This window comes from Candidatus Centipeda massiliensis (genome assembly GCF_900290285.1).
Classification (GTDB): domain Bacteria; phylum Bacillota; class Negativicutes; order Selenomonadales; family Selenomonadaceae; genus Centipeda; species Centipeda massiliensis.
In genome coordinates, this window is the sequence record NZ_LT985754.1 from 96,558 (window position 1) to 110,457 (window position 13,900).

The following is a 13,900-nucleotide window of genomic DNA, read 5'->3' on the forward strand; positions in this document are numbered from 1 at the left end:
CCCCTACCACCGCTTCGCGGTCCCCCTCCCCCGTAGTGACGGGGGAGGCTTTTTTCGTGAGCACGCTCCTCAGTGCACCGCGCCGCTGATGACAAGCGACAGCCCGACGAAGACCCCGAACACGAAGATGCCCGCCGCTGTGTTGCCGCGCTGGATCTCGGCGGCAAGCGCGTATTTGCGGTGCCACGCATTGATGACAAAGAAGCCGATGATAAAGAAGAGGATGCCGACGGCGGCGTAGACCGCACTCGCAATGACGCCCTGCACAAAGTCCGCCGTCAGCGTCTCGTAGGCGGGGGATATGATGACGGCACGCAGGATCTCGCCGATCCCGATGAAAGAGCCTGCCGACAGCCACGCGACCGCACGGTTGCCGCGGCGAATCTCCTCGGCGAAATCACCGGGGATGAAGCAGTCAATCACGATGTTGGATACAATCATGAGTAGGATGCCGAATGCGGCATAGAATACGGTAAGCATCAGTACGGACAGATCAATCATGTGGGCTCTCCTTTATGCAGCTGTGTTTCGCGTGCGATACTCCTCAAAGAAAAAAATGTCGGCAAAGCACCTCTTGTTACGGCGTTTCTGTTATCACCTCCGCCCGTCCGCGTGTATCGCCCGCGCGAACGAGCACGGCGTAGCGGAGGAGGGTATGACTGCGCTGAAGCCGGTCGGCGGCAGGTGCGCGGTCGGGGCTTGCCTGCGTCACGACAATGCGCGCTGTGCCGTCCGCCGCGCTCGTAATGCGTGCGGTCTCCTCCTGTGTGCGAATGATGATCGGATGCTCCGCATCACCGAGCCTTTCGTACGCATCCTCCACCCTGCCATCCACGCCCTCAATGAGGTCAAGCGCGGCGCTGCCCGCATCGACCTGCGCCGTGTAAACCCGTGCACCGTCCTCCTCCTGCTGCTCCGTGTAGTAGGGCGCATCGCTGAGGCGTTCGTGCATGACATAGGGGAGATTCACGAAATCGCGGAACGCGTGCCAGTAGTCCCGCATGTCGAAGTCGGGAACGATGGATAGGAGCAGGATGACGCAGGCTCCGGCAAGGCCTGCAGCCGGCTCGATGAGGGAGTTGCGCAGCCTCAATCGCCGATATATCGCCCGTACCTTCTGCCGCGTACTCGTATCCGTGTCCGTGTCCGCGATGATTGTGGAAGCGGAGACCTTTCCTCCCTGCGAACTGCTGCGACTGCCGTTCCAATACTCGACAAAGAAGGTGTTCTTGCCGTCCGCGCTCTCGTATTGCTCATACCTCGTCTCATCGCCGACCGCCACATCCGTATCGCCCCAGACCCCTGTTACAACCTCCGTGCCGCTGTCATGGAGACGGTAGCCCTTCGGTACCTTGTTTCCCGCAGGGGAGGAGATGATGCATGAGCGTCCATCGTCTGTGATGCTCAGCCAGATGTGTGCATTGGTGTCATTCGTGATAAGCTTATACTCTGTCCATACATCATCCGATGTTTTCTCCTTGTATCGGATCTTTTCCACAATGGTACATGGTTTCGTTCCGATTTTGATGCCGGTCCAACAGTCAAAATCCACGGCATCACCTCCTAGCGGAAAATCTTAGGAATCGCTGATAAAATAGACTCTCAGGTTGGTGCAGATTTTTTGTCCTGTCAAGGAAACAAACCGGACGCATAGCAAGGGCTATGTGGAGGATTCTAGGGCACAGAGAGGGCAAAAGATACGCCAAGATGGCAGTGCTGAATTTATCCGTGCTTCCTTAAAGTGGGCTGCCACATGAAGTCTTTCCTTCACGCGGCAGCCCGCTCATCGTTACAGCATAATCAACCCCCATCGTCACCGCACCTACAACGCCCCCTTGTAGTGCTGTCGTTCTGACGGTGGGATCTCAAGCAGATCCATTGCCTGCTCCGCAGATATCTTCAGCTTCGCGATCAGCCGATGAATGTTTTCAAGCTGTGCCTCGATACGCCCTTCTTCACGCCCTTCTTCACGTCCTTTTTCACGTCCTTCTTCACGCCCTTCCTTTGCAGCGAAAAAACGTTCCTCTGCAATCTTATCTGCCAAAAACATATACCCCACCTTCCCTCGCTCTTCTATTTTGATGCGATGGATTTCCTCATCAATCTCCTGCACGAGGCTATCCTCGCTGACCACACCATTGACATAGTTCAAAAACGCGCGAACCGAGTCATCTACATCATCGCGTGTCCCTTTCGTATTCAGAAAAATACGCGTTGCGCCATCGTCCAGCTCTAGGGTTCGATCCTCTATGCACAAATTCCGAAAGGTATAGATGTGTCGCCCTGCGCCAAACGGGTCAAACGGGCAGATGAAAATGATAAAGGTTCGATTCAGCACGCCATAACTCGCTCCTGTGGCAAGCAGATCAGTATCCAATATGGCTTGGTAATACCGTGTCCTCTTACGCAGCCCGTCTCCCTCAAGGCGGCGCATCTGCATCTCGATGTTATAGACCGTTTCCTTGTTGTCTTTTACATAGACATCCAGACGAACGCCTTTGTTCTGATAGGCTGGGATAATTGATTTTTCTGTTTCAACATACGACAGGCTCTCAATTTCGATGCGAAGAATTCGCTCAAGCATCTGTTTGCAGATACGTTTGCGGCTCATGATGAGCTTGAACATATAGTCATCGCTGATCGTCAGTTCTTCCCACGGCTTGATTCGATAGATCCCCATACGTTCACCTCTTTGCCTCTATTTTACGAATTTTTGTGGAGAAGTGCAAGGGATCACGGATAAAACGATCCTGCGGATTGGCGTAGATTCTTCGCCGGTCACAGCGAAAATACAATTCCTTCGATGATCAGCACCATGATGCTCGCCCCCGCCGCGCAGCGAAAGAGGTTCGCCCCGTTCCACGCGAGGAAAATGGCAAAGGCGAATGCCGCCGCGCCCGCGTATGGGGTGCGCGTCGCCTCCACAATGGCGGGGAAGGTCATGACGGCAAGCGTCACGTACGGCACGTAGAAGAGGAAGGAGCGGACGAATCCATTTCGGATCGGGCGGCGCAGGAGGAGGGCGGGGATGAGGCGGATGGCAATCGTCACGGCGCTCATGACGGCAATGTAGATCCATATATCACGCATCGTTTTCCTCCTGTTCCTCATGTACGGGAAAGAGTGCAGCGCCCACACCCGCGATGAGGAGGGTAAGGAGGATCGTGCGCGTGCCGCCCGAGAGTTCGCTCGTAAGGGGGGCGTACGTCGCCGCAAGCGACAGCAGGAAGCTTGCGAGTACCATGCCCGCGATGGGGCGGCTCTTCTTCGCGGGGGGCAGGATCACCCAGACAAACATGCCATAGAGAGCGACCGAGAGCGCGGAGACGGCGGCGGCGGGGAGAATACCGCCCGCGAGGATGCCCGCCGACGTGCCCGCCGACCATGCGGGGACGGAGATCGCAAGTGCACCGTAGTTGTAGTACGGCTGCACCATGCCGCCGCGCGCGACCGTGATGCCGAACACCTCGTCCGTCACGCCGAAGCTCACGGCAAGGCGGTGCAGGAGCGGTGTATCGGGCGCGAACCGCTGCGCGAGTGCCGCCGCCATGAGGAAGTAACGCGCGTTTGCCACGAGCGTCAGCACGGCGATCTCAAGATAGGGTGCCTGTGCTGCAATCACGGTAAAGCCCGCGTACTCGCCTGCCGAGGCGATGTTGACCGCGCTCGTCACAAATCCCTGCCACGCCGAGAGACCCGCCGTCTTGGCGAGGATCCCGAGCGTGAACGCCACGACGAAGTACCCGAGCGCAATCGGTACGCCGTCGTGTACCCCCTCCATGAACACCGCGCGTCGCGTGGCGCCCAGCCGCTGCTCCATCATACAACCACCTCACAAATTGATTTATCTATTGTAGGATAAATACGGTGTTTTGTAAATCAATGGCGTACGGTATACTTTAGGGAAGCACTGATCGCTTCAGCGCGTCCTTCATACCACAAGAACGGGACTGCAGCACAGCATTTTGCTTTGTGCGGCAGCCCCGTTTGTGTCGGTACTATTTTCGTGCGGCAGTCAGGATCATCTCACACTTGCCTGCGTTGTTCACGATGTGGTTTTTAATGATGCGATCAGTAGCGGCGCAGTAGCCTTCGGCGACCCCCATGCCGCCCGCGTCCAACCAGCCGCCCTTTGCAAGCGCATAGAACTCCTCCTCCGTCATACCGCAGGCAAGAAATGCCTCTGCTAGGATATCCGACATCGTTTCGTAGGCAGCTTCGTCATTGACCGCAAGGACGACGTTGATCTGCATGAGATCATCGCCCCGCATGTGAAAGTAGACGGAGACACCGTTTGCTGCCTGTGCAATGTAGACGGGATGCCCGGCGATCTTCGCGGCGCGTTCGTTCAATGTTGGTGTACTCATGTGTGCGCCGGCATCACCTGCCTCCATCTTGCGTGCCAGATCGATGGGATTGGCATGATCGAGCAGCGGCACGGGCGTCGTCTGCGCCGCGTGTCCCGTGACCTCCTCATAGAGATCGGGACGCTCGAACTGGAGGTACTGCATCACCGTCTGAGCCATCGTGGAAAAATTCGCCTGCCACGAATTTGTTTCGGGGTCAAGCGGACCGTACAGCGGGGCAAGGTCCTCAATCTTCCTCCATTCGACCGCGTCTCCCGTGCCCCATTGTCCCTTCATGGGATCGATGGAGAAGCGGAAGTCGTCGAAGTATTTGAGTTTCTTTCCCATCAGTTGGTAGACGGTCATCTGGACAATCTTGTGATCCTGATACGTAACGATGTGCAGATCCTCAGGCTGAAAGACGTAATATCCGTCCAACTTGCTGCCCCACTCCGGCGGGGTGCGGGATGCCTCGATCACAATGCAGTCTGGATTCTCAATATGCTCAAGCATATTGTAGACCGGGAACGGCGCCGCCTGTGCGATGTGCGCCGGTTGCAGTGCGGCAAGGAAGAACGCAGCGAGGACGAGCAACGCGAGCTTTTTCATCGGGAAGATTCCTTTCTTTCCATCGTATGGGCAAGCGGCTGCAAGGCGTGGGGTCACCACGTCACAGCAAGCTGCTTGTAGAGATCGGGACGCTCGAACTTGACGTACTGCATGACCATCTGTGCCATGCCGGAGAAGTTCACCGCCCATTTTTGCTGGACGGGATCAAAGGGCTTGTGCTGCGGGGCAAAATCGTCGATTTCCTCCCATTTGATCGGGTTATCCGTGCCCCAGAGCTGATTTGCCGGGTCGACCGAAAAGAGGAAGCGGCTGAAATGCTTCAGGTTCTTCCCGCGCAGGATGTGAACGGGCAGCTGGATGATCCTGCGCCCGCCCACTGTGACGATGCGGATATCCTCATCGCGGAATACGTAGTATCCCTTGAGGTTCGCGCCCGTCTCCGGCGTCCAGCGCAGCGTTTCGGCGACAATCCAGTCCGTGTTCTCGATCTTCTGCAGATAGTCGTAGATGGGGAACGGCTTTGCCTCTGCGCTGTTTGTGAACTGCGGCACGACAAGGAGGAGCGCCGCCGCAGCGGCAGCAAGAACATATTTTTTCATGGAGCATCTGCCCTTTCCTATGAATGTCGATGGTCGTGCAGCGGTGCTGTCCACTCTCTTACTTCACCAGTTCGAGAGTCGCGTAGTAGTTTCCAGCGCGGCGCATCTGCTGCCCCGTCTTTATATCCGCCATCGTCGTCACATAGTAGACGAGGCGGTAGATGCCGGGACGATCCGTCTTTTCGATGCTCAGGCTCACGCTGCCTGCGGTGAGGTGATTGAAATTCTCGCCCATATTCGCACCGCCGAGCACGTGGCCGTTCGTCGAGATGATGTTGTTCGGTACGCCCCAGCCGTATTTGTTCGTCTCATGGCGGTAGGAAGAGAAGCGTACGGCGATGGGCTTGCGCTGGTAGTCGCTCCCCTGGAACGCGCCCGTATCGTCCATCAGGGCGACGATGTTCTCGTCGTACTCGTGCAGCACGGCAAAGTGTACAAGCCCCGACTTCGTGTCCCCGCGCGCAAGGAGCCGCCCGACGTCGCCCTCCTCGGAGGCGCTCGTGTTATACGCGAGGCGCATGCCGTAGGGGTCGGTCAGCAGGAATACATGACCGAGAAGCTCGGAGAGTTTGGGCACCTTGCTGTAGTCCACGGACTCCGTGGAAAACTGCTCCCAGTGGAACGTACCGACCAGATTGGGCGTGTACTTCTCCTGCACACGTGCGATAATGGGCGCGGCAGTGCGCTCAAAGCTTGCTTTCCGCTCGGCTGCCTCACGCTCCTCACGTTGACGGCGTTCCGCTGCCGCGCGTTCTTCCCGTTCCCTTCTCTCAGCCGCCAGCCGCTCTGCCTCCTGACGGCTTGGTTCCGTCGCCTGAATAATCAGGACGGGGCGTTTCATTTCGAGATAGGACAGCGCAACAAAAACGGCGTCCTCAAAATCGCCAAGACTGACCTTGAAATTGCCGTCGTATATGTAGTTCTTGTAGTCTTCGGGGGGACCCTCGTATTTTGAAATCGGCAGCCAGCGTTTGTTGGTAAAGAAGGTGCGATATTCTCTGCGATAGGGGTCGATCAGAACCTCCACACCGTCCACATTCTTCTGTTCCTTGTCGGGGCGGTAGAGAACATACAAGGAAATCACGGATCGCCCGTAGATCTCTACGGCTTTCGGTGTGTCCGTGCGCAGGGTGATCTGTCCCCTGTTTACCCCGTGCAGCGTGATCTCGTTCTCCGCCTCCACCACGGGCATGAAAACCGTCATATTCTTCGATGCGGATACGGTCGACATCGGCGCGCAGAAAGCGGCTGTGCCGAGCGTGGCGGCAAGCGCAAGCGGCAGGATCAGATTCTTCAATGGGAGCCTCCTGTCCGCGATCAGCCTTTCGACGCAGAAATCGCGACGAAGCTGTTTGCTCCGTTCATCACGATGCGGCTTGTGATCGTGCGCTGCGTCGCCTTGCAGTAGACATTGTCGGCGAGCGAGTTGCCTTCCTGATTCCTCCAGCCCATCTGATCGATCTCGTCCTGACTCATCCCGGAGACGAGATAGGTGGCATAGACGACATCCATCATGTCATTCATCTGCGCCATGTCCGATTCGTCAAAGGAGATGTTCAGATAGAGTACGCTGTTATCGCGCAGATGAAACTTGACCTCTACATTGCTCGCCGTACGCGACGTATAGACGGGATGCTCCGCGAAATCGGAGGTCTTCTTGTCGTACGACGGTGCCGTCAGGCGTGCCTTGTAGCCCACAATGTCGGAGGCACGGTTGATCTCCCCCGCAAAGCTCATCACATCCACACCGTCCAGCAGGGGATCCGTGGCAAAGGCATGCGCCGTGCGCCCGCCCGAAAGCGACAGCAGCAGCGCAAAGAGAAGGGGAAGCAGGAGAAGTTTTTTCATGAGAGTCCGCCTTTCCTTATCATAACAAAACGATTCACACGGGAATAAAGGAATCACTGATAAAATGAAGTCTGTCAGATTGGTACAGATTTTTTGTCCTGTCAAGGAGACAAACCGGACGCATAGCAAGGGCTATGTGGAGGATTTATCGACACAGAGAGGGCGAAAAAGATGTGCCAAGATGGCAGTGCTGAATTTATCAGTGCTTCCTAAATTCGACACATCGCATGGATTTTCCTTTTCGCTCCGTTCCCAAAATAAAACCGCCCATGCAGGATCGTCTCCTACATGAGCGTTTCGATGATGAATATTTTACCCCAGCTCGTAGCCCGCATCGTCGAGGACGGCGGCGAATTCGGTGTCCGGGATGTCACGGTTCGTCTTGAAGGTCGCCGTCCCCGCTTCGAGGTTGACGACGACATCCGTCACGCCGTCCATGCCGCTGAGTGCCTTCGTGACATGCTTGACGCAGTGGGGGCAGGTCATGCCCTTGACGCTGATGGTCTTTTCCATGGTGAAATCTTCCTTTCTCTGTGCGGCGGAACTGTCCGCCGCGCTTTTCTTTATCTCATCCACCGCAGGAGCGATGGGTGTTACCGTTGCTTCGCGCTGTGTGTGCTCCGCCGCCACGGGTTCGTGGGCGATGGAAAAAAGGCGCAGCCGCAGGGCGTTCAGCACGACACAGACGCTCGACAGGCTCATCGCCGCCGCGCCGATCATCGGTGAGAGCTTGATGGCGAATGCGGGATAGAGTACGCCTGCCGCGAGCGGGATGCCGATGATGTTGTAGAAGAACGCCCAGAAGAGGTTCTCTTTGATGTTGGTCATGACGCTGCGCGAGAGGCGAATGGCGGAGACGGCATCGAGGAGATCACTCTTGACGAGTACCGCATCCGCGCTGTCAATCGCGACATCCGTGCCCGCACCGATGGCAATGCCGAGATCCGCCTGCACGAGGGCGGGCGCGTCGTTCACGCCGTCACCGATCATGGCGACGCGGTGACCTTCCCGTTGCAGCCGCTCCACATGAGCGCGCTTGTCCGCAGGGAGAACGCCCGCGATTACCTCGGTAATCCCGACCCTCGCGGCAATCGCGCGTGCCGTGCGTTCGTCGTCCCCCGTGAGCATGACGGGCGTCAGCCCCATTGCCTTCATCTGCGCGACCGCCGCCGCGCTCGTCGGCTTCTCCCCATCGCGCACGCCGATGAGGCCGACGATGCTCCCCGCGCGTACGACGATGAGCGCCGTCTCGCCGCGCTCTGCCATCTCCGTGCGCGCCGTCTCTACGGCGGCGGGGAGGGAAATGCCCAGCTCTGTCAGCAGAGCCGTATTGCCCGCCGCGCATTCCACGCCCGACACACGCGCACGCACGCCCTTGCCGAACACTGCGGCAAAATCCGCTGCGGCGGGGACGGTCAGCCCCTTCTTCGCAGCATAGCCCGTGATCGCAGCGGCAATGGGGTGCTCACTGCCCTGCTCAAGCGATGCCGCAAGTGCGATAAGTTCCTCGGCGGTGATGCCGACGGGACAGATGCTGACCAGCTGCGGGCGCCCCTCGGTGAGCGTGCCCGTCTTGTCCATCAGCACCATGCTGATGTTCCCCGCCGTCTCGAGTGCCTCCCCCGACTTGATGAGAATGCCGTGCGCCGCACCGCGCCCCGTACCGACCATGATGGCGACCGGCGTCGCAAGCCCGAGGGCACACGGGCAGGAGATGACGAGAATCGAGATCGTGATGGAGAACGCGAACTCCACCGTCGCGCCCATCATGAGCCAGACCGCGCCTGCCGTGAGGGCGAGTACGATGACCACAGGGACAAAGACCGCCGACACGCGGTCGGCAAGACGGGCAATCGGTGCCTTTGACCCGCTTGCATCGTCCACGAGACGGATGAGCTGACGGATCGTCGTGTCCTCACCGACGCGCGTCGCCGTGAAGCGGATTGTCCCATCGATGTTCAGCGTGCCCGAGGTCACGGCATCGCCCGCTGCTTTTGTCACGGGCATGGATTCCCCCGTCACGGCGGACTCATCAACGCTCGTCGCGCCGTCCGCCACCGTTCCGTCCACGGGGATGCGTGCGCCGGGACGCACGATGATCGTATCGCCGAGGACGAGCGTCGCCACAGGAACGACTTGCTCCTCCCCGCCGCGCACGACGGTCGCCTCGGCGGGGGCAAGCTGCATCAGCGCCTTGAGCGCTCCCGTCGTCTGCCCCTTTGCACGCGCTTCGAGATATTTGCCGACCGTGATGAGCGTGACGATCATGCCCGCCGACTCGAAGTAGAGATTCGTGCTGTACTCCGTCGCGAGTGCAAGGTCTCCGTGTCCTAGTCCCCAGCTCATGCGGAACATCGCGAACACGCCGAAGAGCGCGGATGCCATCGAGCCGATCCCGACGAGCGAGTCCATATTCGGTGCGCCGTGCAGGAGATTGCGGAATCCGTTGACGTAGTATGGACGATTCACATACATGATCGGGAGAACGAGTACGAATTGTGCGAGCGCAAACGTCAGCGCATTCTCCGCGCCCCAGAACACGTCTTTGAATCCAGCCGCGTAGGGCACGCCCCACATCGCGAGCATGGGACTCATCGCAATATACATCGTCGGCAGGAGGAAGAGGATGGAGACGAGGAGGCGCGTGCGCATCGCGCGAATTGCCTTCTCTGCCGTATCCGTGCCCGTTCCTGCTGTGCCGTTCGTCAAGGCACCTGCTGCAGGTGCACCTCCCGCCGCATTCTTCACACTCGCGCCGTAGCCCGCATCCTCAACGGCGGCGATGATGGCGGCGGGGCTTGTCACCGCCGCATCGTAGGCGAGCGTCATTGTATTCGTGAGGAGATTGACGGAAACCTCTGCCGTTCCCTCCATCTTCTTTACGGTGCGCTCCACGCGCGCCGAACACGCCGAACAGGTCATGCCCGTGACGTTGAATGTTTCCTTTTGCATAGAGATTCCTTTTATCGTCAGAAAACGCCGTTCCTCACAAGCGCCCTGATCGCCTTGCAAGCGCGGCACTTCCTCCGCCGTGGCAGGTAAGATACCGTAAACTCAAAGCCTCCCCCGTCGGTACGGGGGAGGGGGACCGCGCAAGCGGTGGAAGGGGCGCTTTGTGTAATCTTATAGAAGCCTTTACGTTACAGTATAGCACTCCTGTCAAGCACAAACAATAATGAGAAAAATTTTCAAAATAGATTGCATCGGAATCTGATAAATGTTATCATCAGAGAAACAAAACGAATCATCCAAGGGAGGATTTTCAGATGGCAAAGATTGCAGTGGTATTTTGGAGCGGATCGGGCAACACCGAGGCAATGGCAAACGCAGTCGTCGCGGGCGTAAAAAAGGGCGGCGCGGACGTCGAACTCATCCGCGTCGGCGACTTCTCGGCGGATCGGATCGCGGACTACGACGGCATCCTGATGGGCTGCCCCGCCTGCGGCACGGAGGAGCTCGATGACGGCGAGTTCGAGCCGTTCTTCGCCGAGGCGGAGAGCCAGCTGAAGGACGTGAAGGTCGGTCTGTTCGGCTCGTACGGCTGGGGCGGTGGTGCGTTCATGGAAACGTGGACACAGCGCACGAAGGACGCCGGCGCGGTGATGGTCGCGGACGGCGTGACCTGTGAGAGCGAGCCGGACGACGACGCACTCGCTGCGTGCACCGCACTCGGTGAGACAATGGCAAAGGCGGTCGGGTGAGAAAAGGGATGTACGGAAAAGGGCTGTTGTACGAAAGATAACTTCGTACAGCAGCCCTTTCGCATGCCTCTGCTCAGTCCGCGAGCACGTCCGCGTACGCTTCTTTTCCGCGCATCATCTTCTCCGCGTAGGAGCAGACGGGAACGATCTTTGCCCCGTCGCGGCGTGCTGCCTCAATGAGCGCCTCGATTAGTTTGCGTGCGATCCCCTGACCGCCGTAGGCGGGGTCGACCTCCGTATGGGTGATGACCCACGCGCCATTCTCCTTTGCGTACTCCGCGACACCGACGCGCTGTTCTCCGTCATACGCCGTGCTGCGGCAGTGATCGGCTTCGTATCGAATCTGCATGGTGATTCCTCCTTTGTCTATTCGTAATGCGTCCACATCCGTTTGACGAGAATGATGCCATCGTAGAGCTCTCCTGTCGGCGCAGCATAGCCTTCGATGTTTTCCAGTACGGCGTATACCAGTCGATGTTGGATGTTAAGGAATCGCTGATAAAATGAAGTCTGTCAGATTGGTACAGATTTTTCGTTCTATCAAGGAGACAAACCGGACGCATAGCAAAGGCTATGTGGAGGATTTGTCGACACAGAGAGGGCGGAAAAGATGTGCCAAGATGGCAGTGCTGAATTTATCAGTGGTTCCTCAATACGCCGCGAAAGATTCCCGCTCAGATTGCCAACGAGTTTTTCGTAGGGCGGCGGGTTCTGAAACGGGTTATCCTGCATGAGATTCAGCAGTGCCTTTGCCTTTGCCTCAAGTCCCGCAGCCTTGAGGCGCGGCTTATCCTTTTCCGCCTGTTTACTGAACTTAATGAGGTACATTACCACGCCTCGTTTGGGTCATACGTCGCACAGGCATCAATCGGCTCGTGGTCAGCGGCGAGAATGCTCGCGGTCATGCCGGGAATGGCGTTCAGATAGAGCGTTTCCTGTACGGCGTTCCAGTCCTCCTCGGAGAGCAGAACCGCGTTCTTACCGCGTGTGTTCGTGATGATGACAGGTCTGCGGTTCTCGTTTACTTCTGAGATGAGCTGATAGAGATTCCGACGTGCCGCAGTGGCGTTGATCGCAGTCATATACGCTCCTCCTTTCCATGCGTTCATTATACCGTACGCTTTTGCGTGCGTCAACGATATCTATGTGCACAAAAATACCGCAGACCGAGATCTGCGGTATCTGTGTGTGAAAGCAGGAAATCAGCTGAACGGATTCGCCGCCGCAAATGTCGTCGATGCTGCACCGATGACGAGCGCCGCACTGAGTGCGGATACCAGAGTTTTTTTCATGGAAAATCCTCCTTTTAAACCTGCGGAAGGACGAACCGCCTGTGTTTCCAATGCGTGCATTGTGTCTGCGGTGAGCATCTTCCCTCCCAATAGAATCTGAGATTCGTTCTTATTATATATAAGTGCAAAATTCTTGTCAAATAAAAATTCAGAAAAGTGAAGGAATATCTGAAAAAATATATCGTTCAATTCTTACCCAATGATTCATCCGTATGATATAATGAAAGAACATGTAGGGATACGATTGATTGGGAGGAATACATTATGAATGAATCCATCAAGGCGGTACATCTGACACATCCAGACGGTACGCATTCGGATGTTTCTGCGTTTGGCGCAGATGTGACGGCGCGTGTGATCGCGTTTCATGAAGGGCTGCCGGAGTATGCCCCGACACCGCTCGCCGACCTCAAACGCCTCGCGGCGGGGCTTGGACTCGGGCGGCTTGCTGTCAAGGACGAGAGCAAGCGGTTCGGTCTCAATGCCTTCAAGGCGCTTGGTGCCAGCTACTCAGTCGCGCGCTATCTGGCACAGTTCCTCGGCATTTCCGCGGATGAGATGACCTACGAGACGCTCCAAAAGCCGGAGTACCGCGAGCGCCTCCGGAATATCACGCTCGTCACGGCGACGGACGGCAACCACGGGCGCGGCATCGCGTGGGCGGCGAAGATCTTTGGCTTGTTTGCCCATGTCTTCATGCCGAAGGGCAGTTCGACCGAGCGCCTCGCGAACATTCGCGGACTCGGCGCGGAGGCATCGTTTACCACATACAACTACGATGATACCGTGCGGCACGCAGCGAATCTCGCAAAGGAGCGGGGCTGGGTGCTCGTGCAGGACACGGCGTTCGACGGCTATACAGAGATCCCCCTCTGGATCATGCAGGGCTATACGACACTTGCACACGAGGCGATGAAGCAATACGATGAGATGCCGACGCATATCTTTTTGCAGGCGGGTGTCGGCTCGCTGCCGGGCGCGGTCACGGGCTACTTTGCCGCGCACTGCGGAGAGAACCGTCCGATCATCACCATCGTCGAACCGAACCGCGCGGACTGCATCTACCGCACGGCTGCCGCCAGCGACGGCGAGCGGCACATCGTGACAGGCGAGATCAGCTCCATCATGGCGGGTCTCTCCTGCGGCGAGCCGAACCCAATCGCGTGGGAGATCCTGCAGGGTTACGCCGATCACTTCGTCTCCGTGCCCGAATGGGTCGCGGCAAAGGGCATGCGCATCCTCGGCAACCCGCTGGACGACGATCCGCGCGTCATCTCGGGCGAGAGCGGTGCCGTCACCACGGGGCTTGTCGCCGAGCTCATGCAGAACCGCAGCCTCGACTACCTGCGCGACCGCATCGGTCTCGACAAGGACTCCCGCATCCTCTGCATCTCCACCGAGGGTGACACCGACCGTGCGAATTACCGCCGCGTCGTCTGGGACGGACTGTATCCGAGCTATTGACCATAAATTGACACAAAATGCCCCTGCGCCGAAACGGTGCAGGGGCATTGTCATAGGAGAAAGTGTTCTTGTCGCATCAT

Annotated in this window: 14 protein-coding genes and 2 pseudogenes; 4 read left to right on the forward strand and 12 right to left on the reverse strand. The window is 57.8% G+C overall.

Features of this window, described 5'->3' with window-relative positions; all coding sequences use genetic code 11:
* Positions 1 to 69: 69 nt before the first annotated feature.
* Together C8273_RS00525 and C8273_RS00530 are read right to left on the reverse strand one after the other, a co-directional pair.
* Positions 70 to 501 carry a DUF350 domain-containing protein gene (locus C8273_RS00525; RefSeq protein WP_106625936.1) on the reverse strand — a complete coding sequence of 144 codons (432 nt, stop codon included), beginning with the start codon at positions 499 to 501 and terminating at the stop codon, positions 70 to 72.
* A gap of 76 nt (positions 502 to 577) precedes the next feature.
* Positions 578 to 1,552 carry a DUF4178 domain-containing protein gene (locus C8273_RS00530; RefSeq protein WP_106625937.1) on the reverse strand — a complete coding sequence of 325 codons (975 nt, stop codon included), beginning with the start codon at positions 1,550 to 1,552 and terminating at the stop codon, positions 578 to 580.
* Positions 1,553 to 1,607: 55 nt separating this feature from the next.
* On the opposite strand from C8273_RS00530, the pseudogene C8273_RS13400 reads away from it, so the two are divergent.
* Positions 1,608 to 1,740 (forward strand): annotated as a pseudogene (locus tag C8273_RS13400) (secretion protein HlyD).
* 82 nt (positions 1,741 to 1,822) lie between these two features.
* Here C8273_RS13400 and C8273_RS00535 read toward each other — a convergent pair.
* From C8273_RS00535 to C8273_RS00575, 8 genes are all read right to left on the reverse strand, one after another.
* Positions 1,823 to 2,680: an Rpn family recombination-promoting nuclease/putative transposase gene (locus C8273_RS00535; protein ID WP_106625938.1), complete on the reverse strand. Its 858-nt coding sequence runs from the start codon at positions 2,678 to 2,680 to the stop codon at positions 1,823 to 1,825.
* A 98-nt stretch (positions 2,681 to 2,778) separates the two neighbouring features.
* On the reverse strand, positions 2,779 to 3,090 hold the full coding sequence (locus C8273_RS00540) for an AzlD domain-containing protein (protein WP_106625939.1): 312 nt from the start codon (positions 3,088 to 3,090) through the stop codon (positions 2,779 to 2,781).
* The gene (locus C8273_RS00545; protein ID WP_106625940.1) at positions 3,083 to 3,823 is read right to left on the reverse strand and encodes an AzlC family ABC transporter permease; all 741 of its coding nucleotides are present in this window, start codon (positions 3,821 to 3,823) and stop codon (positions 3,083 to 3,085) included. Before C8273_RS00545 ends, C8273_RS00540 begins: the two co-directional genes overlap by 8 nt.
* Before the next feature lie 175 nt (positions 3,824 to 3,998).
* Positions 3,999 to 4,955 carry a hypothetical protein gene (locus C8273_RS00550; protein WP_106625941.1) on the reverse strand — a complete coding sequence of 319 codons (957 nt, stop codon included), beginning with the start codon at positions 4,953 to 4,955 and terminating at the stop codon, positions 3,999 to 4,001.
* Positions 4,956 to 5,008: 53 nt separating this feature from the next.
* Complete coding sequence (locus tag C8273_RS00555; protein ID WP_106625942.1) at positions 5,009 to 5,515, reverse strand: hypothetical protein; 507 nt, start codon at positions 5,513 to 5,515, stop codon at positions 5,009 to 5,011.
* Between the two features lie 58 nt (positions 5,516 to 5,573).
* Entirely contained in the window at positions 5,574 to 6,812 is a 1,239-nt protein-coding gene (locus C8273_RS00560) for a hypothetical protein (protein ID WP_106625943.1), read from the reverse strand.
* Between the two features lie 20 nt (positions 6,813 to 6,832).
* The gene (locus C8273_RS00565) at positions 6,833 to 7,363 is read right to left on the reverse strand and encodes a hypothetical protein (RefSeq protein ID WP_106625944.1); all 531 of its coding nucleotides are present in this window, start codon (positions 7,361 to 7,363) and stop codon (positions 6,833 to 6,835) included.
* 312 nt (positions 7,364 to 7,675) lie between these two features.
* Positions 7,676 to 10,315 carry a heavy metal translocating P-type ATPase gene (locus C8273_RS00575; protein WP_106626803.1) on the reverse strand — a complete coding sequence of 880 codons (2,640 nt, stop codon included), beginning with the start codon at positions 10,313 to 10,315 and terminating at the stop codon, positions 7,676 to 7,678.
* 314 nt (positions 10,316 to 10,629) lie between these two features.
* Here C8273_RS00575 and C8273_RS00580 point away from each other — a divergent pair, with 314 nt between their 5' ends.
* Entirely contained in the window at positions 10,630 to 11,064 is a 435-nt protein-coding gene (locus tag C8273_RS00580; RefSeq protein ID WP_006305203.1) for a flavodoxin, read from the forward strand.
* A 73-nt stretch (positions 11,065 to 11,137) separates the two neighbouring features.
* Here C8273_RS00580 and C8273_RS00585 read toward each other — a convergent pair whose 3' ends face one another.
* Complete coding sequence (locus tag C8273_RS00585) at positions 11,138 to 11,413, reverse strand: GNAT family N-acetyltransferase (protein WP_106625945.1); 276 nt, start codon at positions 11,411 to 11,413, stop codon at positions 11,138 to 11,140.
* A gap of 154 nt (positions 11,414 to 11,567) precedes the next feature.
* On the opposite strand from C8273_RS00585, the pseudogene C8273_RS12815 reads away from it, so the two are divergent.
* Positions 11,568 to 11,714, forward strand: a pseudogene (locus tag C8273_RS12815) (ABC transporter substrate-binding protein); the annotation flags it as partial.
* 177 nt (positions 11,715 to 11,891) lie between these two features.
* On the opposite strand, the gene C8273_RS00605 reads toward C8273_RS12815, so the two are convergent.
* A complete protein-coding gene (locus C8273_RS00605; protein WP_106625947.1) occupies positions 11,892 to 12,146 on the reverse strand; it encodes a type II toxin-antitoxin system Phd/YefM family antitoxin in 255 nt (84 codons plus the stop codon).
* Positions 12,147 to 12,620: 474 nt separating this feature from the next.
* Between C8273_RS00605 and dpaL the strand changes: the two genes are divergently transcribed.
* Positions 12,621 to 13,820 carry a diaminopropionate ammonia-lyase gene (dpaL, locus tag C8273_RS00610; protein ID WP_106625948.1) on the forward strand — a complete coding sequence of 400 codons (1,200 nt, stop codon included), beginning with the start codon at positions 12,621 to 12,623 and terminating at the stop codon, positions 13,818 to 13,820.
* Positions 13,821 to 13,900 lie beyond the last annotated feature (80 nt).